Origin of the sequence: Rhodohalobacter barkolensis (assembly GCF_002834295.1) — a bacterium.
GTDB classification, from domain to species: Bacteria; Bacteroidota; Rhodothermia; order Balneolales; family Balneolaceae; genus Rhodohalobacter; species Rhodohalobacter barkolensis.
Map to the genome: position 1 here is coordinate 441,290 of NZ_PISP01000001.1, position 22,203 is coordinate 463,492.

Annotated in this window: 17 protein-coding genes; 7 read left to right on the forward strand and 10 right to left on the reverse strand. The window is 44.0% G+C overall.

All coding sequences use genetic code 11. The annotated features are described in order from the left end of the window. Positions 1–503 precede the first annotated feature (503 nt). Positions 504–1,211: a metal-dependent hydrolase gene (locus CWD77_RS01755; RefSeq protein WP_101071508.1), complete on the reverse strand. Its 708-nt coding sequence runs from the start codon at positions 1,209–1,211 to the stop codon at positions 504–506. A gap of 195 nt (positions 1,212–1,406) precedes the next feature. Here CWD77_RS01755 and CWD77_RS01760 point away from each other — a divergent pair, with 195 nt between their 5' ends. The 4 genes from CWD77_RS01760 (at position 1,407) to CWD77_RS01775 (ending at position 4,018) form a co-directional block, all read left to right on the forward strand. Then, positions 1,407–2,087 carry an L-threonylcarbamoyladenylate synthase gene (locus CWD77_RS01760; protein ID WP_101071509.1) on the forward strand — a complete coding sequence of 227 codons (681 nt, stop codon included), beginning with the start codon at positions 1,407–1,409 and terminating at the stop codon, positions 2,085–2,087. Then, a complete protein-coding gene (locus CWD77_RS01765; RefSeq protein WP_101071510.1) occupies positions 2,084–3,160 on the forward strand; it encodes a 6-phosphofructokinase in 1,077 nt (358 codons plus the stop codon). The genes CWD77_RS01760 and CWD77_RS01765 overlap by 4 nt, the downstream gene beginning before the upstream one ends. A gap of 3 nt (positions 3,161–3,163) precedes the next feature. Continuing rightward, the gene (gene ytxJ / locus CWD77_RS01770; protein ID WP_101071511.1) at positions 3,164–3,553 is read left to right on the forward strand and encodes a bacillithiol system redox-active protein YtxJ; all 390 of its coding nucleotides are present in this window, start codon (positions 3,164–3,166) and stop codon (positions 3,551–3,553) included. 138 nt (positions 3,554–3,691) lie between these two features. Next, positions 3,692–4,018 (forward strand): DUF3467 domain-containing protein, encoded by a 327-nt coding sequence (locus CWD77_RS01775; protein WP_101071512.1) that lies wholly within the window; start codon positions 3,692–3,694, stop codon positions 4,016–4,018. A 7-nt stretch (positions 4,019–4,025) separates the two neighbouring features. Here the strand turns inward: CWD77_RS01775 and CWD77_RS01780 are convergent, their stop codons facing one another. Next, positions 4,026–5,105, reverse strand: a complete 1,080-nt coding sequence (locus CWD77_RS01780) for an LptF/LptG family permease (RefSeq protein ID WP_101071513.1) — start codon at positions 5,103–5,105, stop codon at positions 4,026–4,028. Further along, positions 5,098–6,513, reverse strand: coding sequence for an LptF/LptG family permease (locus tag CWD77_RS01785; protein ID WP_101071514.1), 1,416 nt, complete (start codon positions 6,511–6,513; stop codon positions 5,098–5,100). Before CWD77_RS01785 ends, CWD77_RS01780 begins: the two co-directional genes overlap by 8 nt. A gap of 287 nt (positions 6,514–6,800) precedes the next feature. Here CWD77_RS01785 and sov point away from each other — a divergent pair, with 287 nt between their 5' ends. Next, complete coding sequence (gene sov / locus CWD77_RS01790; RefSeq protein ID WP_101071515.1) at positions 6,801–13,958, forward strand: T9SS outer membrane translocon Sov/SprA; 7,158 nt, start codon at positions 6,801–6,803, stop codon at positions 13,956–13,958. A gap of 76 nt (positions 13,959–14,034) precedes the next feature. Further along, entirely contained in the window at positions 14,035–15,252 is a 1,218-nt protein-coding gene (locus CWD77_RS01795; protein ID WP_101071516.1) for an alpha/beta hydrolase family protein, read from the forward strand. Here the strand turns inward: CWD77_RS01795 and coaBC are convergent. From coaBC to CWD77_RS01830, 7 genes are all read right to left on the reverse strand, one after another. Then, complete coding sequence (coaBC, locus tag CWD77_RS01800) at positions 15,249–16,445, reverse strand: bifunctional phosphopantothenoylcysteine decarboxylase/phosphopantothenate--cysteine ligase CoaBC (protein WP_101071517.1); 1,197 nt, start codon at positions 16,443–16,445, stop codon at positions 15,249–15,251. The genes CWD77_RS01795 and coaBC overlap by 4 nt on opposite strands. Before the next feature lie 2 nt (positions 16,446–16,447). Then, positions 16,448–16,741, reverse strand: a complete 294-nt coding sequence (locus tag CWD77_RS01805; RefSeq protein WP_101071518.1) for a DNA-directed RNA polymerase subunit omega — start codon at positions 16,739–16,741, stop codon at positions 16,448–16,450. Positions 16,742–16,750: 9 nt separating this feature from the next. Continuing rightward, a complete protein-coding gene (gmk, locus tag CWD77_RS01810) occupies positions 16,751–17,323 on the reverse strand; it encodes a guanylate kinase (RefSeq protein ID WP_101071519.1) in 573 nt (190 codons plus the stop codon). Between the two features lie 39 nt (positions 17,324–17,362). Beyond that, positions 17,363–18,244 (reverse strand): YicC/YloC family endoribonuclease, encoded by an 882-nt coding sequence (locus CWD77_RS01815; protein ID WP_240596595.1) that lies wholly within the window; start codon positions 18,242–18,244, stop codon positions 17,363–17,365. A 103-nt stretch (positions 18,245–18,347) separates the two neighbouring features. Continuing rightward, on the reverse strand, positions 18,348–19,694 hold the full coding sequence (gene glmM, locus CWD77_RS01820) for a phosphoglucosamine mutase (RefSeq protein WP_101071520.1): 1,347 nt from the start codon (positions 19,692–19,694) through the stop codon (positions 18,348–18,350). Between the two features lie 349 nt (positions 19,695–20,043). Continuing rightward, positions 20,044–20,595, reverse strand: a complete 552-nt coding sequence (locus tag CWD77_RS01825; protein ID WP_101071521.1) for a cob(I)yrinic acid a,c-diamide adenosyltransferase — start codon at positions 20,593–20,595, stop codon at positions 20,044–20,046. Between the two features lie 47 nt (positions 20,596–20,642). Further along, positions 20,643–21,260 (reverse strand): IMPACT family protein, encoded by a 618-nt coding sequence (locus CWD77_RS01830; protein WP_165779047.1) that lies wholly within the window; start codon positions 21,258–21,260, stop codon positions 20,643–20,645. Positions 21,261–21,472: 212 nt separating this feature from the next. On the opposite strand from CWD77_RS01830, the gene CWD77_RS01835 reads away from it, so the two are divergent. Next, the gene (locus tag CWD77_RS01835; protein WP_101071523.1) at positions 21,473–22,180 is read left to right on the forward strand and encodes a succinate dehydrogenase cytochrome b subunit; all 708 of its coding nucleotides are present in this window, start codon (positions 21,473–21,475) and stop codon (positions 22,178–22,180) included. Positions 22,181–22,203 lie beyond the last annotated feature (23 nt).

A 22,203-nucleotide genomic window follows, 5' to 3' on the forward strand; every position in this document is an offset into this window, starting at 1 on the left:
TTCTTGCTAAGGATCTGTATGTAATGCCTATTCCAACAAATCCAACCTCACATTAATGATGAAGAGGAGCGATCGCAAGATATACATTATATATACAAGCCAAAATAAAAGCGCTTTTTTATGCCATGAAAGTGCATTTAAAAGCTTTTAAACCAACAAAATCAAACTTAGATAAAAAGGTCCAATTAGTGTTGAAAAAAATTCGCTTGTATATACTTTTTAAAGGTGAAGGAAGGATGATTTTCTGGAAAAGCGCGATAAATACATAAACGAAGGAGAGGAATAATTTCAGATCGGATTTAAAAATGCTCGATCTCTTATTTTAAAAATGGTTATCAGTTTAGACAAGGAAAGAGGTAAACTTAACAGCAAACTTATTTCAATGTTGAGTAGAAATATTTTAAAAATGACTTGTTTAAAAAAAAGAGCAGAAATAGATGAAGATTTTATCACCTAATACTGCTCTTAAAATATTATCGAAAAACTGACTGTTTAAATCCTGATTAGTTGCCCAAAAACTGCTCTCCGGGTTTCGGAATTTCAACTTTTGTATCACAGTATTCCTGTGTGAATTCTTTAAAATCCTCAGGGTCACCTGTCAGAACCGGAAATGTTCCGTAGTGAATTGGAACAGCAACTTTGGCGTTTAGCATGTCGCAGCAAATCGCCGCTTCCTGTGGTCCCATGGTGTAGTAGTCTCCCATCGGCACAGCAATAACATGCGGCTGATACATCTCGCCATATAGCTCCAGGTCGCCAAAGATGTTGGTATCGCCCAGATGGTAAAAACAGATATCATCTTCAAAAGAGATTACAAGACCACCGGCTTCTCCGGCATAATCCCCCTGAAAGGACGAGCTGTGATTGGCATTAACCAGTGTCACTGAAAAATCATCAAAATGTACTGTCCCGCCTTTATTGAACTCTACTCGCTGATCTTCCTTCAACCCGTGCTTCTTGAGTAAGTGAGAAAGCTCTACCTGAGCCACTACTTTACATCCGGTTTTTTCGGCCAGATCCAACGTATCCCCAACGTGATCTTCGTGTCCGTGGGTTAACAAAATGTAGTCTATATCATCCGGATTCTTCTGATCATCCGGTGTTTTTGGATTTTGCGACAGGAAAGGATCTACATAAATAACTTTCCCTGAAGGAGATTCAAGACGAAAGGCGGAATGTCCCAGCCACCAAGCTTTAATTTTAGTATCCATACTTACGTGTTGATTTTATTTGTGGTTAAAAATTCTTTGATCTTAGTGATTCAACAAAAACAGTAAATCAATCGTTGACAATAGATAAAGGGAATGGTATTAATATAAAAAGCAATTCTGTTTATTGATGCAGAAACAAAAAACGGATCGTTCAGATAAGAAAGCTGAAAACCAATAATCTCAAATAGGGTAAATATGTCTCAAAGAGTTAAACTACATCCGGATGCGCCTCACAAGAAAAAAATATTTGAATTGACTGATGAACTCATCGATGGTTCAGTCATGGTCCTTCCCACCGATAGTCAATATGCACTGATCTGCGACTACAAGAACAAAAAAGGCATAGATAGAATCAGGAAAATTCGACAACTGGATAAAAATGATCATCTGACAGTGATGTGCCATAGCCTGGAAAATGTTTCGATATTTGCACATCTGAGTGACGACAATTTTAAATTGATTAAAAGGCTGATACCCGGTCCTTACACATTCATCTTACCGGCAACACGTGAAGTTCCCCGACTGCTAACTCATCCTAAGAAAAGGACTGTTGGAATACGTGTGCCGGATCATTCCGTTTGTCTGGAATTGATACAAGAACTGGGTCACCCGGTAATGGCGATTACTGCAAAACTGCCCAACGTAGAATTTGGAAGTCCGGAAGAAGGAAATAAAGAGATGTATCTCAACCGGTTCGATAAGGTTGTGGATGTGGTGGTAGACGATCAAATGGATGAACTATCGGACGAGGAAACCAGCATACTGGATTTGACCGGAGACGAACCTGTACTTCTGAGAGAAGGATTGGGCATGGAAAGATTAAGGGAAGCGATCGCTCTGGAAGGATTTACTCTCGATTTGCCGGAGACAGTATGAGAATAGCAATCAATACGGGTGGCGGCGATGCGCCCGGACTGAATGCGGCAATTCGTTCTGCTACACTTTCTGCCATACGGCGGGGCTGGGAAGTTTTTGGGATTCGTAATGGCTATGGATCGCTCTACTCAGACGAACCATTTATTCCGCTGACCCGGCAACGTGTTCACGGAATTACTCTTCAAGGCGGCACCATTCTGGGTACGGCAAATCGGGGAAATCCATTCGAGATGCCTTATCAGAAAAAAGATGGAAGCTGGGGTCTGGAAGATCGATCGGATGAAGCCGTTGAGGTTTTTGAATCTCACAATATTGACGCACTTGTAGCCATTGGCGGTGATGGATCCATGCGTATAGCCCATAAACTCACTCAAAAAGGAGTTCCTGTTGTTGGGGTCCCAAAAACGATAGATAACGACATCTGGGGATGTGAAGTAACTCTCGGGTTTGATACGGCCGTTACCACAGCAACGGAAGCCATTGATAAAATTACAACCACGGCAGAATCGCACCGCCGGATTATGGTTATAGAAGTGATGGGGCGCTATGCAGGATGGATTGCCCTTCACTCCGGACTTTCAGCGTCGGCAGACGTTATTTTGATACCGGAAATAGAGTTTTCACTGGATTCCATTGCTCAAAAAATTATGGAGAAAGAAAAAAAGGGGGAGACCTATTCCATCGTTGTTGTGGCCGAGGGTGCTAAAGAAGTTGGAGGAGATCACTTTGTAAAAGGTAAGGTGATAGGTCAGGCTGAGCAATTAGGAGGAGTTGGAGAATATCTCGAGAAGAAGTTATCTGAAATGACGGGGAAAGAGTCGCGCTCTCTGGTTTTAGGACACCTACAGCGAGGCGGGACACCCTCAACGAGTGACCGGCTTATTTCTCTTCGATTTGGAGCTGCCGCCATCCGATCATTAGCTGATAAAGACTTTAATAAAATGATTGTGATGCAGCAGAATGAGATTCGAAGAATACCTCTTTCTGAAGTTGCCGATAAGATAAAACTTGTTCCATTGGATGGAGATACTATCCTAACGGCAAGAGAAATTGGAGTTTGTCTGGGGAATTGAGGTATGAGCTTTTTAAGCGGATTAAGAGGAATGGTTAGTGGCAGAGCATCACTTTCTGAAAAGTGGTTACAGCCGGAGGCAGAAGAGGATCTTGACAAAATGGTCGCAGCTAACTCCGGGAAACACGTGATCTATAAACACAGTTATAGCTGTGCAGTCTGTCTGTTTTCTAAACTGAAAGTAGAAGAAATCATGGATAAATATGATGATCGGGCATCATTTCATTTTGTTGATGTGTTGAAAAACAGGGCACTCTCCCGAAAAATAGCCGACATGACAGGATTGAGACATGAATCTCCCCAAATTATCGTATTAAACGATGGAAAAGTTTTCTGGCATGAATCTCATTCAGGTATATCAAAAGAAGAGCTGGAAAAAGCAATTCTGTCCTGAAATTGACATCGAAAGGGGATACTTTAAAAATCAGACAGTACTGTTATTTAAAGTCGGGCAGTGTTTTGATTGATAAGATCAGCCCGACCTACAAACTGTTCATTAGTAAACAAAAAAACTTAAATCATTACATCCATTATGGATCAGAAGAGAAAGCAACCAAAAGGTAAATCGATTGAAATTGAGTTGAAAGATGATGAGGCAAACGGAACGTACTCAAATTTGGTAATGATTACGCACTCTCAATCTGAGTTTGTGTTTGATTTCATCTCCATGATGCCGGCTGTTCCAAAAGCTAAAGTCATGAAACGGATTATCATGACACCCGATCATGCCAAACGTCTTGCCAATGCGTTGAACGAAAATATCAGAAAGTTCGAAGCTGAAAATGGCACGATCTCAACAGCTTCAAAAGACAAATTTGATATTCCATTTAATTACCGCGGTCCTAAACCTGAAGCGTAAATACCGTCTATTTTTTAGCCATAATTAAGGCTATTAAACCAAGTATGAAGAAAAACAGATGAGGGAAAAAGGCGGTAAATTCGGGCGTTAGTGTACCTGCGGCTCCAAAGGGTTCAATCACTTTCATTAAAGTGAGGTAAATGAAGCTGAAGGAGAGTCCGGCTGCAATATAAAATCCCTTTCCGCCTTTTCGCCTTTCCGTGGCAATTGCAAACCCGATGATGCAGACCACAATGATGGAAATCGGGTAAGCCATTCGGCTGTATAGCTGAACTTGTGGAAGGGCAATGCCACCGGCTCCAATCCTTTTTATTGATTCGATATATTCCAGCGCCTCTGGGTACGTAAGCTGATAAATATCTGATGTTCTCCGTGTTAAGTCTCTCGGGAGAATATTCAGTTCAATCTCTTCATCTTCAGTATCAAACTCTTCGAATGCTACATCCCGGAAAACTCGATTTTGTGCACGGTCTGTTACCCATGTTGATGTGGAATCGACCCAGCTTATTCTGTTGGCAGTAATAATTTTTTGAATCCGATCTTCTTCAAATTCAATAAAGGTAACTCTGTGACCGATATTGGCATTATGATCATAGAAATTGATGTTTATAATAGTACTGTCAGAGTCCTGCCTGAATATCCCACCTCTGTCTATCCTGTCGCCGCTATTCGACATGTACTGCTGCTCGAAAGCAATTCGCTCTGCATTTGAGTTTGGAATAATAAATGCATCGAGATAGCTGACCGTTAATGCCACGGTTAAACCAAAGAAAAGATACGGCATGATGAGTCGGTAAAGACTGATACCGGAAGCTTTGATGGCTGTAATTTCAAGCCTCTCTGTCATCTGACCCGTTAAAACAAGACAAGCCACCAAAACGGCCACCGGAGATACAAGACGAGTCATCTCCGGGATATAGTTTAGATAGTATTGTCCCCAGATCTCAGCCATGTCTGCACCTTTATCTGCAAATTCATCACTGTTTTCTGAGAAATCAATCAGTACAAAGATGAGGATCAGCATCCCAAGCACAAATAGAGTGATGGTAAAAAGCCTCAGTAAAATATATCGGTCGAGCTTATTCATCTTTCTGAAATAAGTTTGTAATGCGTATGGAGGTACTTACGTGCAGAGTTAATATAATGCCGACTATCAGAAAGAAAATATTGATCCCCCACATTCCCCAAAACGGACTGATTACCAGGCGGTCGGCCAATTTTTCACCTTGGATAATCGCGATAAAGTAGACCGTTAAAAGTCCGCCACTGATTAGTGCCGCAACTCCCAGGTTCCCTTTTCGTGTCAGCATGCCAATCGGTGCTCCCAGAAAAACAAAAACCACACACGCAAAAGGAATAGATAGTTTTTTGTGTACTTCTACTAAAAATTCAGCCACTCTGAAATCCCGCCAGCTAACATTTGACTTTAAATTATCCAGCTCGGAGTTGTAGCGGTCTATGGTATTGATCGCACGGTTTATGGCTCCAATTTGGGTGGCGGGATTAGGCAGGTCATTCAGAACAAGCAGATCAGACTGGTAAACTCTGAGGGTATCTTGTGTATCATCCCGAACTAAGTTGAGGGAACTCCCGGATTCTGAGTAGAATGGGGTTTGTTCGTTCTGACCGGTTGCATTTCTGAATTTGTCCCTTTCGCGATTCTGTTCGGTGCGCAGGGTATCCACTACGGCAATCATGGCCTGAGCGCTCATGGTTCTGTCATTCCGGCTGCGCTGTTCGGGGTTTGACCGTGAAAAAGAGAGATCTGTCAGGTCAAAGCTCATTCGGTAGGTGTTGAAGTTGCTGCGTTCAAGAGTTTCCTCATTTCTGCGTTCACCGGGAATAAATCGCAGGGCAGAGCCATTGTACAGGTAGAGCGAAAGGGTATATTGGTCCGGACTTTCGAGCCATCCGCGTTCGGCGTTGATATACGCTCTTCTGCGGTTGTCGGATGCATCCTGAAAAACCCGTACATCATACAGTGAGTCTGTTTCACTGTCGATCTCTGTAATCAGAAAGGTGTACCCATCCAGGTCTTCATAAAAAATTCCTTCCTGTAGATCAAAAGCAGGTTTTTGCATTCGAATGTCGAGAAACAACGATCGTGCTTTGTGGTTCGATTCGGGCAAAATATAGTTGGAAAAGTAGCCCATCACACCAAACAGGACAAACCCGGTCAGAATCATGGGGATCATGAGTTTGATGGGGTTGATTCCGGCCGCACGGATGGCGGTCAATTCATTCCACTCTGAAAATTTACCATACGCGATCAATGTAGACACCAGCACCGCCATGGGAACGGCCAAAACGACCATGTATGCAAGATTGGTGAGGATTAACTCAGCAACGATAAAAAAGGGCAACCCTTTTCCAACAAGCTTATCTACATGCAGTATCAGAAACTGCATCAGAAGCAGAAACATGACTGTAAAAAAACAGAAAAGAAAAGGCCCAATATGTTTTCTAAAAAGTTCGGTCTGTACGCTGTTAAACATGCCTTAATAGTACAGCTATTTTAACATTCATGAAAAGTGCTTTTCGAAAATCAATTCCTTTCAAAAGCTTCTATTTTTAAACATCTTTGCAGAGAGTTTATTATTCTTAGTCATTCTCATTTGAACCCCATTTAAAAGTAGATCCTATCGCAAAAACGTTACGACACTGATTGATTTGTTTTTTGTTTGAAATTCCGTAAAAATTAGCCGCATATCCGGCTTAACACCAGCAGTTTACAACAGTGCCAATTAAACGTTTCTTAATACTCTTTCCAATACTGGGATGGATGATGCATTTAGCTTCAGCGACAGAGGTATATGCTCAACAGACAGATCAGGAAGAAGGAGATATTGAGGAGAATGGTGAATTTCAAAATACGTTCAGGGGTATCAAAGGAGATCAGGTAGCCCCAATTTATTTTCAGCCCATCCCAAAACTCTACTTTATCACACTTCCGGCGGAAGAGATTTATATCGAAACCCGAAACGACGGCGGGTTTTATGTCGAAAAACGAATTGAAGGATATCGGTCCGGCTTTCCTGTTTCGGTATCATTTCCAAAATATGCCGACATGAACCGTGAACGGGTTAAACAGGAAAACTGGCAGCAGTTAATCCGAGAAACAAACCGACGGGATGAAACGCAGCGCGGTATTTTTGATATGAGTGTGGACATTCCGGGTGGCAGGGAATCTGCATTCTCGTCTATTTTTGGAAGCCCGGAGGTGAATCTGAGAGTCAATGGAGTAGCCACCATGAATGTGGGTGCCTCTGTACAGCGATCTGAAGATCCCAGTTTACCGCCGGATCAGCAGACACGGATCGACCCTACTTTTGATCAAAGTCTTCAACTTAATATCCAGGGAAATATCGGTGATAAACTGACGATTCAAACCGATTGGGATACCGAGAGGCAATTTGATTACCAAAACCGGTTGAGTATCTCCTACGAGGGATATGAGGATGAGATCATCAAGAGTATTGAGATGGGAAATGTGAACATGAACACCGGAAATTCACTGATTCGCGGCAGTGGTGCTCTGTTTGGAATTAAATCGGTTGCAGAATTAGGTTCATTTAGGCTTACGTCCATTATTTCTCAACAGGACGGTGAGAGCAATGTGGAAACCATTAGCGGTGGTTCGCAGGAACAGCCGATTCAGCTTCGTCCGGCCGATTACAGTGATGACCGGCACTTTTTCCTGGATTACTATACTCGTCAGGAATTTGAAAACAGTATGGCAAACCCTCAGCAGCTGTCTCAAACGCTTCAGATAGCCGATGTTGAGGTGTGGGTACTGCGAGAAAATATACAGTCAGATGAGGGCGCTCGTCTCGCTGTAGCTTTAGCAGATTTGGGAGTTGTAAGAGACGGGACGGAAGGTTTTTTGCCACCGGAAAATGATCAGGATGTGTTTGATGCAGCACTTTTAGATCAATTTCGTGACCCGCAAACCGGAGTTTCTCCAGAGGATTTGGGAGTGACCGATTCAAGGAATTTTGAAGAGGGATATTTTACACCGCTGGAAGAAGGCACGGATTACACCATCAATAAAATTTCAGGGTATATATCGCTTCGAAGGGGATTAGGGTCGAGAGAAGTGTTGGCAATTTCGTTCACCTATAGAGGAAGCAATAATGAAATAATTAATGTAGGTGAACTTAACCGAAGCGGTAACGACAGGATTTTCCTGAAAATGCTGCGTCCGCAAAATGTATCGACAGATAGTGATCTTTTTAACCTGACTATGCGGAACATCTACTCATTAGGTGTGAGTGATATCAATCGGGAAAGCCTTGAGCTCGAGTTGGAATTTACGGAGCAAAATATTGCCCGCGACCGGCTGCCGGGAAGATCTGCAACGCTTCTGCAGGATTTGGGACTGGATCGGGTTGACTCGCAGGGAGCTTTGGAACCCGATAACCAGCTTGATTTTGGCACAGGTACATTAGATCCTCAAAACGGATTGGTCATATTTCCATATCTGGAGCCATTCGGAAATCGTATCCGTGAGGTTCTGCAAGATTCTCCGGCTTCGGAAGAGGAGATTGAGAGATTATCCTATGATGAACTGTATGAAGAGAGAAACCGGAATGCATCTCAAAGTTCAAAGAATGGATTTTATAGATTCAGCGGTACATCAAGGGGCGGACTGCAGGAGAACTATAACCTGGGATTTGCACTGGTTGAGGGGTCAGTCAGAGTTTATGCAAATGGTAATCAGCTTCAGGAGAATGTAGATTATCAGGTAGATTATTCATTTGGAAGCATTACCATCCTCAATGATCGATACACCGCACCGGGGCAGGATATTCGGATTGAATATGAGAATCAGGCGCTGACTTCCATTGAACAGAAGACATTCACCGGTCTGCGCGCAGAATACGACATCACCAATAATTTCCAGGTTGGAGGCACTTTCTTTCGGTTCAACGAGCGGCCGCTGGATGATAAAATCCGAATCGGTGATGAGCCAATCAGTAACTCAGTGATTGGCCTGGATGCAAATGCTCGTTTCGATACTCCATTTTTAACGCGCGCAGTGGATTGGCTTCCTCTGATCCAGACCCGCGAAAACTCAGAGTTTGAATTCAGCGGCGAGTTTGCACAACTCAGGCCGGGAGTATCAGAAACCCGTGCTGTACGCCGGGCAATCCGTAATAATGAGTTGTTTGAAGATGAGGAGGAGGGATTGTCTTTCGTGGATGATTTTGAAGGATCAAATATTAAAATCAATCTTCTGAATGCGACAAGATGGAATTTGGCGGCAGCTCCGGCAGCTGTACCGGGGTATGAGCCGGATGAATCCATTTTTTTAGAAGAAGATTTCCCGGGAGCTCCGGTTTCTGACCAGCAATCGAGACTGGATCGTTCTGATCTGAGGTCGAAACTATCCTGGTACTCCATCCCCAGAAATATTTCGACAATTTTAGGAAATGTAGACTTTACGCCGGAATCTCAACCTGTTGAGGTTACCGATGTATTTCCCGGCAGGGAGACACAAAATCCACAAGAAGAGATTATCACAACACTGGATGTATTTTATGATCCAACTTCCCGGGGGCAGTATAACTACAACTCTGAACTGAGAACGTTACTCGAAGATGAGCCGGAACGAACCTGGGGAGGAATGACGGCCGTGATACCCTCCGGACAGGAGGATTTTTCTCAAAACAATATTGAATTTCTGGAGTTTTGGGTTCAGCCGGTACTCGAAGACGGACAACCGGCACAAACAGGCACGATTGACGATTTTGACGGCAAAATATATATCGATGTAGGTTTGGTTACAGAAGATGTAGTTCCAAACTCCAAGCTAAATACAGAGGATGGACTTGCTCTTAATCCCGAGACCTTGATTCTGGATAGCCAGATGAATCCAAGATCCGCTCTGCCAGCTAATCCTCCTCCGCCTGAAGGACAGTTTTCTAATGAGAACAGAGAGATCGAAGATGTTGGCCTCGATGGGATGCCAAATTCAGGTGGCGTCAATGGGCTGAATGAGCAGACGATATTTGAGGAATTTGTAGATCAGATGCGTGTGCAGTGGGGAGCCGGGAGTGAGGAATTTGAGCAAATTTCTTCCGACCCTTCAAACGACGACTATATTTTCTACGGTGAGTCTCTGGTTCAGGATTTGCCGCTTCATGAACGATTTCACAGGATGCTCGGGCACGGTGATGGCAATACACCAATTGATCAAAGCGAAAGAAGAGCTTCTACCAACCGGCCTAATACGGAAGGCTTGGTTAATCCATCAACAGTAGCTCTGAACAACTCCTATTTTCAATACGAGGTAGAGTTGAATCCGGCCGATGAGAATAGGTTGGAAATCGGTTCACCGGGTACATATATCGTAGACCGGGTCCCGGGATCCCGTCAGCAAGATCGTTGGTACCAGGTACGGATTCCACTCGATGAATTCAAGCGAACTGTGGGTGATATAAACGACTTTCAGAATATCACATACATTCGAATCTGGATGTCGGGTTACGAACAACCCTTTACGCTGCGCTTTGCATCTCTGGAATTTGTTGGGAGTCAGTGGCGGCAGGATGAGAATATAAATTCCCAGAGTGACCCCAATGCGGATATTAAAATCAGTACGATAAATATTGAGGAGAATTCAAATCGGCGCCCCATTCCGTACCGGCAACCAAGGGGTGCAATTCGTGCACAAAATCGAGGTACGCAGCTGCAATCCCTGCAGAATGAACAGTCAATTGTTCTTCAAGGAGAAAATATTGGTCCGGGCTCTCTTCAGTTGGTTAAACGGGTATATCCCGGTGGGTTGAACTTGCTCAACTACTCCAACATGCGAATGTTTGTACATGGGGAAGGATATGAGGAGAGAGGAGAGGCAGAACTGGTGATGCGCTTCGGCAACGACCTTGAAAATAATTACTACGAATACAGGCAGCCAGTAACCCCATCGAACCCCAATTTCCCTTATCAGGAGTTTGATCCGGGCGGTAATCAGCTTATTGATGAAGAAGCTGAGCAGGTGTGGAGGTATGACGAAAACAGCATGAATATTGTGCTGTCGGCATTCAATCAATTGAAGCAGCTCAGGGATCAAGAGGGGGGCGGCTCACTATCTGAAGTGTATGAGAGATCAGATATTCTGGAAGATGCTGTTCCCGGCGCAGTGGTTGCCATTAAAGGAAATCCATCTTTGGGCAGAGTGTCTGAGGTGGGTATGGGAATTAGAAATCCGTTCGATCCGGATAATCCGAGTGGCCCCGGTACGCCGATTTTGAATGCTGAACTTTGGCTGAATGAATTAAGGGTTTCAGGTTTTGATAATGAAACCGGTTGGGCCGCAAATGCAAAATCATCTCTGAAAATAGCTGACTTTGCCACGCTTAATGCAAATTTAATTCGGCAGACTCAAGGCTTTGGTTCACTGGATTCCCGTTTGGGACAAAGGAGAGTAAGTAACGAAATTGCGTATGACCTATCTACTACTGTCAATCTGGATAGCTTTATACCGGAGCGGTACGGCTGGAATATTCCGGTAAGCCTGTCGACAAGAAGATCAAATTCAGTTCCCAAATATTTACCGAATCAGGGAGATGTTCGCCTCACAGATTTTGAACAGGCTGTTCGTTCCAGAACGGATTTAAATGAAGATGAGCAGGATCAACTCATTGAACAGCAGATCCGTGATGTTGAGACCTATTCCGAGAGCTATTCGGTAAACCTGTCGAACCTGTCCAAGCAAAATTCACAAAATTGGTTAGCTCGATACACTCTGGATAACACCACATTCAACTATGTATATAATACTACAGACGGCCGTACGCCGGAGTATTTATTTCAGGATAATTGGAATTATAACGCCTCTGTGAGGTATAATCATAACTTCAGGACTGCCAGATATGTCAGGCCCTTTAATCTTCTCTCCAACATTCCGCTGGCCGGAACTCTGGCCGGTTTACAGCTGGGAATTACACCCACAAACTTCTCATCATCACTGAGTACCCGCCGTTCGTATGAAGAGAGGAAGAGAAGAACGTTACAGAATCAGCAGGAGTTTGCCCTGCAGCAAACGCATAGCTTTACATATACCAGCAATCTGGGATTTGGTTATAATCTGACTCCTTCCGTATCAACCTCATTTCAGTCGCAAAGTATTTTTGACCTGGGCCGGGCTTCTATAAAAGACGCAGGATTAACCGGGGTAGACAGTGATGCATTTGAAACTGAATCTTCATTTGATGTATTCCGTGATCTGATCTTTGATGACCTCTCTCCTCGCCGCAGCAGCTATTCGGAGAACTATACGGCAAGCTGGCAACCCCGATTGAGCCAAATATCAGTTCTGAATTGGTTGAACTATAATGCACGATATTCGGGCGGCTATCGGTGGGAAAATTCACCGTTCGGCTCCAATCAGGGATCTCGTGTATCCAATACATTCAGGCTCGACCATACCCTTAGAGTAAACACGGAGACACTGCTGAATAAAATTCCTTTTTATGAAAATGCAGTTGAAGCAGACAGGGATGAATCGCGCGAACGTGAAATCAGCAGAGACAGTGATGAGGAATCGGCAGGCTATACGTTTGGAGAACAGTTTAGCTATTACGCCAGAAAAACATTCCTGGCCGTGTTTAGCTTACGCAGCGCAGACATCAATTATAGCAGTTCAAAAACCGGTTCTCAGGCCGGTTATGACGGAGGTTCAAGCTTCTTTGACATGTTCGGGGGAGATAATTTTACCCCTTCATTTGGATACAGAATTGGTATTGAAGAGAGAATTAGACAGGATAGATTGATTTCCAATCCGGACGGTACAGGTTCAATTCAGATTCCGGCTAACAACACATATTCAGATAACATCACGCTGGGAACTCGACTCAACCCATTTACGAATCTGTCGATCGATTTAAGCTGGCAAACGCAATGGGACGAACGCCGCACCGAATCCATTTCATTGAGTGCCAACAATGAAATCTCTTCTGTAGTGAGTTCTTCCGGCAATATAAGTTCGAGTATCTGGGCTTTTGGCAGTGGCTACGAGAAATTGTTCAGGAATCAGCTTCAATCCGCTTTTGACGGTATGAGCAGTGTGGACAACGTTATCGGAGCGGATAACGGTAATACGGTGTTGAACAGCGTTGCACTTCAGGAAGACTTCAGAAAAGCCTATATGGGCAGGGCACCAACGATTGGAGACAAAAACTTTACTCCGATTCCTCTGCCAAACTGGAGAATCAACTGGACGGGTATTGAGGAAATATTTCCTTGGATTGGCCGCTATATGCAGCGTGCAACCATTACGCATTCTTACAGCGGTCTCTACCGTGTGGGCTGGAATTTGAATAACGATGCTGATACTCCGATATCCAGGAGATTGGGAATTTACCAGATAGAGGATACCCGCCCTGAATTTGATCCGTCTTCTGTAAATATTGAGAAGAGATTTGCCCCGCTGGTTCAACTGAATATCACCTGGGATAATGGATTGAGAACCCAAATGGGTTATGAAACCAGTAAACTGACGAGCCTTTCACTCTCGAATACGCAGGTTTCTGAAAGGACATCCAAAGGGGTGAGGGTTCAGTTTGCATATACACTGCGTAATTTCAGGTTGCCGTTTTTCAGAAGATTGACCAACAATGTGGATCTGACGTTAAACGGAAACTACATCGAAGACTCTGAACAGCGATTTTTACTGGATGCGGATCTGGAGCGTGCCCTTCAGGTCGACGCCACGCAAATTAACCGGGATCCGGATGCCTATGATTTTAATCCGAGACCGCCGACAGGGCAAACTCGCATTAACACATCTGCTGTAGTGGGTTATCGTTTCTCCAATACGATTCAGGCAAATTTTGAGTACGGATTTACCCAGATTCTTCCAAAGTCGTCCAGAACGTTTAAGCGAACTACGCACGACATCCGCTTTAATATTCGGATCAATATTCGGTCTTCGTAATTCAAAACTTTCATAGCAGTTACGGTGTTGCTTGTTTATTATGTTTACTACAGAACGATAACCAACCGGCAGATTAATGAAATATTTTAAATGGCAGGCTCTTTTCCTGCTCTTCCTCTTTACGCTTTCCTGTGGCGATAATAACAGTATCGATGAGCCCGAATTTGAATACCTGGTATCTGAGGAATTTAACCGTACGATTACTCAGTCTTCCATGGAGTTTTTCTGGACATTTGCGGGGCAGTCTGATGCAGCTGCGTTTATTGAATATGATGTTGATGTGTATAGAATCTTATATCAGACTACGGATTTAGCCGGGAACCCCATTGAGGCTTCTGGAGCCGTAATGATACCGAAGGAAGCCTCACAGCCGGAACTTCTGTCCATTCAACACGCTACGATATTTTCGAATGTTGAAGCTCCATCGGTTGATGGAACAACCAACTCTGTAGTAACCCGAAAATCCATTTTTGCTTCAGCAGGAAACATTGTATTTCTGCCGGACTACCTCGGTTATGGAGTGACGTCCCAGCAGCCGCATCCCTACCAGCACAAAGAGTCGCTGGCAACGGCCAGTTACGATATGATGATGGCCGGGATGGAGTTTCTTGAAGCGAATGAGTTTGAGTGGTCGGGCAGCACCATCGACCTGATTGGTTATTCTGAAGGAGCCTATGCCACGCTAGCTCTTGCTCAGAAAATAGAAACCGGTCCGTCACCTCTTCAGGCAGGATTGATATCTATGGGTGCACCCATTTTTGATCTGTCATCCACAATGGATTTTATAATCAACAACATCGATCAGCCAGCCGAGTGCGTGGCCTGCTACGCCTATTTTTTACAGACCTACCACGAGATTTACAGCTTACAGAATCCCGTGAGTGATTATTTCAACTCTCCGTACGACGAGAGAATCTCTTCAGGCCTGTTTGACGGTTCACAAAGTGCAGCCCAGGTTGCATCTCAGCTTCCCGAGTCTATGACAGAACTCTTTACGGATTCCTTTATTGAACGATATCTGAATGGTGAAGAGGAGGAGCTTGAATTGGCGGTTGCAGAGAACAACATTCTTTATGTGCCGGAAGCAGACGTTCTGTTGGTGCATGGAGATGAAGATGGGGTTGCCCCGATTTTTAACAGCGACGATTTTGAGGCTCGTGCCCAGCAGTCGGGAAAAACAAACCTGACTTATATCCGACCGGAGGGTGTAAACCATACGGAAGGGATCTTTCCATGGGGATTGGAAACGCTGGACCGTTTGAGCAGCGCTTCAAAAATATTGGCGGAGAATTAAGAGCCGAAAATCTCTTGAAGTATTTGAGAGGCTATTTCTTTTTTTGAGCCGGTAAATTCAAGCTGCCGTTCGTGGCCAATAAGATGGATCGTGTTTGTATCCGAGGCAAAACCGGACCCTTTTTCACTCAGTGAGTTGGCGCAGATCCAGTCGAGGTTTTTCTTTTCGAGCTTGGCACGGGCGTTCTCCATCAGGTTTTCTGTTTCCATGGCAAAACCGATCAGTACCTGTCCCTTCTTTTTATGTTCACCCAGCCAGGAGAGAATGTCGGGATTTCGTTCAAGTTCAACAGAGAGTTTGGCCCGGTCTTTCTTCTCTTTTTGATTCGATCGGGTGACAGGTTTAAAATCAGAAACAGCAGCCGATTTTATGACGATGTCTGCATCCTGATGATCTTTCATCAGTTCAAATAGATCATCAGCGGAAATGAACGATTTAGTTTGAATTCGATCGGGAATTTTTTCTGTGATGGGACCGTGTAGCAGAGTAACATCCGCACCGAGTGCCCGGGCGGCATCTGCCATAGCAATTCCCATTTTGCCGGAGCTTGGATTGGATATAAACCGAACAGGATCGATGTATTCTCGTGTGGGTCCGGCTGTTACAACAACCTTCTTTCCGGTCAGCGGGCCTTGAATCCGATGCTCCTTAATGATTTGAGCCGATCGTTTTAAGATGGCATCCGATTCAGGCAGACGTCCGATGGCTTCCAGTCCACTGGCCAGGTAACCTTCGTCGGGTTCAAGAACATAGTAACCCATCTCCCGAACTTCCTTTAAATTTTTGGAAACGGCCGGGCTTTCATACATCTCGCCATCCATTGTGGGACAGATTAAAACCGGACATCTTGCGGCCAGGAGGGTAGAGGTGAGCATGTTGTCTGACTGGCCATGTACAATTTTAGACAGCGTGTTAGCCGTGCAGGGTGCAATCACAAACAGGTCGGCCCATTCGCCCCAGTGAATATGTTTGGTCCAGTTTTTTCCGGGTTCCGAATCGTTGAAAACTTCAACGGCAACTTCATTACGGCTGAGAGCGGCAAACGTCTCAGAACCAACAAAGCGGGTAGCCGAAGGGGTCATGGTAACCCTGATTTCAGCTCCCGCTTTTTGAAATTCTCTTAATAAGTAGACTGCTTTATATGCAGCTATACCACCGGTAACGCCAAGTATGATGCGTTTCCCGGAAAGCATATTTAAATCTCTTTGTTAGGGTAACGGTAAGTTACCTTGTCTTCCAGCATTTCATCTACAGAACGCTGAGTTGCATGCGGCAGTTTTTCGAACGCCTTGGAGATTCTTTCCTGCTCTTCGTTAAAAGTGAACTCGTCTTCATCTTCGAAGCCCTCAAAATATTTGAGTTTTTCGTCGAGTTCCATCTTTTCCTGTGCAGCGATTTGACGTGCTCGCTTAGACATCGCTACAATTTTTTCGTAACGATTGCCTTTTTTGCTACCAAGGTTTTCTAAATTGAGTGTTCGAATCGGCATAATTATATGTTATGAATTTATAAAAGTTGAAACCGTTTCTTTGATCCGGTTGTATGCAGTTTCCAGATCATCATTGATAATGACTTCATCAAAATCGGATGCGTACTTCATCTCTTTTTCAGCCCGTTCAATGCGTGTTTGCAGGGTCTCTTCTGTTTCAGTTCCCCTGGCAATCAAACGATCTTTTAATACTTCAAGAGATGGGGGTTTAATGAAAAGAGCCAATGCTTCATCGCCATAGAGCTTCTTTACATTTTTTGCACCCAATACATCAATATCAAGCAGAATAAAATAGCCTTTATTCAGCTCATTTTCAACGACTGAACGTAAAGTACCATACATTGTGCCGTTGTAAAACTCCTCCCATTCCAAAAACTCATCATTTTCAATTTTTTGTTTGAAGGTTTCTTTGCTGAGATAGTGATAATGAACGCCATCTTTTTCGCCTTTTCGAGGAGAACGGGTTGTGGCACTGACTGAAAACTTCAGCTTGTCGAAATCTTTCAGCAGACGTTTAGTCATGGTCGATTTCCCACCGCCGCTGGGTGAAACAAGAATCAGAATTTTTCCTCTTTTGCTCATGTAAAGTGATGAATATGATATTAGAAAGCCGGTTGAGAACTATTCGATATTTTGAACTTGTTCGCGAATCTGTTCCAATTTTTCTTTCCCTAAAACAATGTGATGGGCTACTTTAGAGTCATTGGCTTTGGAGCCGATTGTATTCAGTTCACGATTGATCTCCTGGCATAGGAAATTCAGTCGTCGCCCAACAGGCTCATCTGCTTCCAGGGCTTCGAGGAAAAATTTGAGGTGAGACTGCAACCGGATCACCTCTTCGTTGATATCCATTTTATCAACCAGCAGTGCAATCTCCATCTCCATCCGGTCAGCGTCTACCTGCTCTTCAGTGATCATTTTTTGGATACGGGTCTGGAGCTTTTCACGGATCTCCGGAGCCCGTTTATCAGAAAGTTCAATCACTTCATCCAATAGCTTCGAAATGCCGTTGATCAAGTTTGAAAGATCACTTTTCAGCTCCTGACCTTCTTTACGGCGCATGGTGTTTAAATTCTTGAGGGCGGTTTCGAGAGCAGAATTTGTGCAGTTCCAGATAATGCGAACTTCCTCTTCACCTTCTTTCCTGGTTTCAAAAATGTCGTTGAACTGTAACAGATCCCGCACGGTAACCGGTTCGTCAATATTTCCCACACTTCTCAGATTTCTCAGGATGGAACTATAGCTCTTAACCAGCTCTTCGTTCAGTTTGATATCGGGTCCGGCCGTTTCTGTGCGATCTACATTAATATTCAGATTTACTTTTCCACGGGAGAGGTTTTTTTGAACACACTCTTTCAACTGAATCTCTTTATCCTGTATGGATTGCGGCATTCGTACAGAGATGTCCAGGTATCGGCTGTTCAGAGTTTTAACTTCAACGGTTACCTGGTAGCCGTCAGACGATGACTCGCCCCGGCCAAAACCTGTCATGGATGTAATCATTCTGAAATATTAGTTTAAACGGATATGAATTTTTAAAATAGGAAAGCTTACAGAAGAAAGCATTTCCTGTTTGAATCTGTTTTTGGTTGAGTTACCGAGATCATTATTTAATAACTGAAAGAATTTTATCGGCCAGTTGATTGGCTGCTTCTTTCGTTTTTGCTTCACTGTAAACCCGGATAATGGGTTCTGTGTTTGATTTTCGGAAATGAACCCATCCCTCATCAAAATCAAGCTTAACTCCATCAACGGTATTCGGATTTTGATCGGCATACACTTCGGTAACTTTTTTCAGCAGTTCATCGGCGTCCATCCCGAGATTGCTCAGTTCAATTTTCTGTTTGCTCATTTCATAATCTGGTAATGAGTCTCTGTATTCTGATGCCTTGATGTCCCGCTCGGCCAGCAGCTGCAGAATCATAGCTGTTCCTACCAATGCATCACGCCCCGGGTGCAGGTCAGCATTGATCACTCCTCCATTTCCTTCACCGCCAATAACGGCGCCTTTCTCCTGCATCACTTTAACGACGTTGATTTCGCCTACAGCAGAGCGGTGACACGTGTGTCCATATTTATTGGTGATATCATCCGCTGCCCGCGAGGAGGAGAGGTTTGTTGCTGTGTCGCCGGGATTTTTACTCAGCAACAGATCAAAGGCTGCAACCTGCGTGTACTCTTCCCCAAAAAGTCGTCCGTTCTCATCCACCAGCGCAAGGCGGTCTCCATCCGGATCCGTAACAACTCCAAGATCACAAGATTTTTCCTTTACAAAATCACAGATCTCCGTAAGGTTTTCCGGCAGTGGCTCGGGATTGTGCGGAAAGATTCCCGTAGGTTCGCAGTAGATGCACTCTGTTTGAACTCCGAGTGCTTCGAGCAGGGCGGGGAGAGCTACGGAACCGCCGCCATTTACGGCGTCTACGGCAACTTTAAACTTTTTACTTTTAATCAAATCAGAATCGATATAGGGCAGATTCAGGACGGCTTGGATGTGATTTTGAATGGCATCCGAATCGTTTTGAACCGTTCCGATTTTATCAAAAAGCTTATACTCAAATTCACATTTATCGGCGATGTCTAGAACTTCTTTTCCCTGGTCCGCATCTAGAAATTCACTTTTGCTATTCAAAAGTTTCAAGGCATTCCACTGCTCGGGATTGTGACTGGCCGTTAAAATGATTCCGCCATCCGCACTGTGCTGCAAAACACTCATCGCAACGGTAGGAGTTGGTGCTATGCCGATTTTAATCACATTGCATCCTACACTTTGAAGGGTAGCGCATACAATATCCTCGCAAATTTGTCCGGTAACCCGTGAGTCGCGCCCTACAACTACGGTGCCGCCGTTCAGCCATGTTCCGTATGCCGATGTAAAGGTAACAAGGTTTTGAGGAGTGAGATGAGAACCGAAAATTCCACGAATTCCGGATACAGAGATCATTAATGCCATAAAGCGCGTAAATTTTTTGGATTGTTTAGTTTAAATAAGATGAGTTCGGGATAAGATTTATAATTGAGAGTTCCCCTTAATAGGGTGGGTAAGCGCTAACTTAATATTTTCTTATGATGAATTTGAAGATTTCCCCTCTTTTAAAGGAGGGGATTAAGGGGTGGTTCGATCAAGTTGGGTTCATTTTTTAAACGTTTTTGAAGGAACAAATTCCGGTCCAACCTCCCCTCGCCCCTCCTTCATAATGAGGGGATACTACTGTTATTCACTATTTTATTTAAATTTAGTGCGCATAAAACTCTCAAATTACCAAATTAAATGAATTTATATCATGATCACTTTATAACCGTTACTTTTTTTTCCGTGGCTGCCAGGGTGTTTCCGGCTCACCAGCTTGCCTGTTTTCATATCTGGCCAGAACAAAAAGAAGATCAGAAAGTCGGTTGAGATAAATAACGGTTTCGGCCGAAATAGGATCGTTTTGCTTCAGTGCTACCGTGTTTCGCTCAGCCCGCCTGCATACGGTTCGTGCCATGTGCAGTGTGGCTCCGGCCGGTGACCCGCCGGGCAGGATAAAGCTTGTAAGAGCGGGGAGATCTTCCTCCAGCTCATCGATCCAGTTTTCCAGCTTCTGAATATCGCCACTGCCAATTCGTTCAATCTTTGCCTCTTTTGAGTGAAGGGTGGCTAAATCTGCTCCCAGAACAAAGAGCTGAGACTGAATCTCATTCAGCATCTTTTTCCCTTTATCGCTCAGGGAGTGAGTCAGTACCATGCCGATAATGGAATTGAGTTCGTCTACAGTGCCGTAAGCATGTATACGCAAACTGTTTTTTTCAACATTTGCACCTCCGAAAAGTGAGGTATATCCCTGGTCGCCTTTTTTTGTATAGATCTTCATAAATTTTTGTTTTTAAGGTAACAAGCTGACGAATGATTTTCAGCTACTTATTTTTTTATGTGAAAAGATTCACCTGTTTTTTCAAAATCCTCAAAGAGGTGTGTAACGGATTTCAGCTTTCCCTCCAATCGATCGATCTCGTCGACAGGGCAGCCAAATTCGTAGGTAACATCTTCGAGGTATACAGAGTTAAGTTCAATTAGGGTGAAATCGTTTTTAAGTTTGTCAATAATTCCCTGGTGTTCGTAATTATACTGTATACGGTAGGTTTGAACCGGGACGACCTCTTTCATTACGGCATGCTCGATACATTGGCGGGCTGATTCTCCGTAGGCGTCAATAAGGCCCGATTTTCCCAGTTTGGTCCCGCCGTAATAGCGCACAGATACCATAATGCAGTTCACCAAATCGGCCGATTTCAACGCGTTTAGAATGGGAAGGCCGGCAGTGCCGCTCGGTTCACCGTCATCCTGGTCGAACTCTTCAATTTTATTGGGGTTCACCCTCCATGCATAGCAGTGATGGGTAGCCGTTGGATGCTCATCTTTTACGGTTTCCAGGAAATGATCCGCTTCCGTTTTACTTTCCGCCGGATGTAAATACCCCAGAAATTTGGATTCTTTGATGCGATAATCGCTTTTAAATAGTTTAGTAACTGTATACAAGAAATTGATTTGCTAGAATGAGAGGTTAATATCCAATTTAGACCTTTTCTTAATAAGCCGATTCCATGAATTGAAAGGGCTTCAACCTTGCCTTTTATATCAAAAGGGGCGACTTTTAATAGATGAATTTAGGAACAGAAAAATATAGATGATTGTTAGTTTGAAAAATTACGATTCATCTATCTGATCACATTAATAATAATATCTACAGTATGCCAAATCTATTACAAGCAGCGACGTCACAGGTTGGGCGAAAAATATTGACCGGCCTGACCGGCATTTTCCTCGTCTTGTTTATCATATTTCATCTTGGCGGTAACCTGGCCATCTTCGGCGAAGCAGATGCAATGAACCGCTACTCGATGACACTTCATAATTTAGGCCCCCTGCTTTGGATTGCAAGAATCGGGCTGCTGGCAGTTTTTGTAATTCACGCCTGGATTGGAATTTCCATCTGGTTCAAAAAGAGAAAGGCGCGTCCCAACAAATATGAGGTCTACAGCAGTAAAGGCGGTCCCAGTAAACAGAGTCTCAGTTCGAGAAGCATGGCCTTTACAGGTGTTGTACTCCTGATTTTTGTGGTCATTCACGTCAACACTTTTGCACTGGGCGAAACCGGTACCGTGGTAATAGACGGACAGGAAACGCACGATATTAAAACACTGGTTATCGATACCTTCCAGAGCAGCGCAGTATACTCTTTCGGGTATGCATTCGTTATGTTGCTTCTCGGAACACACCTGGGGCACGGGATCTGGAGTGCCTTTACATCTCTCGGAATGAAGAGCAAAAAAACGTCAGCTATTGTCTACACATTAGGCGGAATTTTTGCAGTCGTGTTTGCCGTTGGCTTCCTGTTTATCCCGATCTATATCTACTTCGGCGGTGGCTGTGAAGCAGCACTTATCCAATGCCAATAATCATTTTGTAAATCTACCTATAC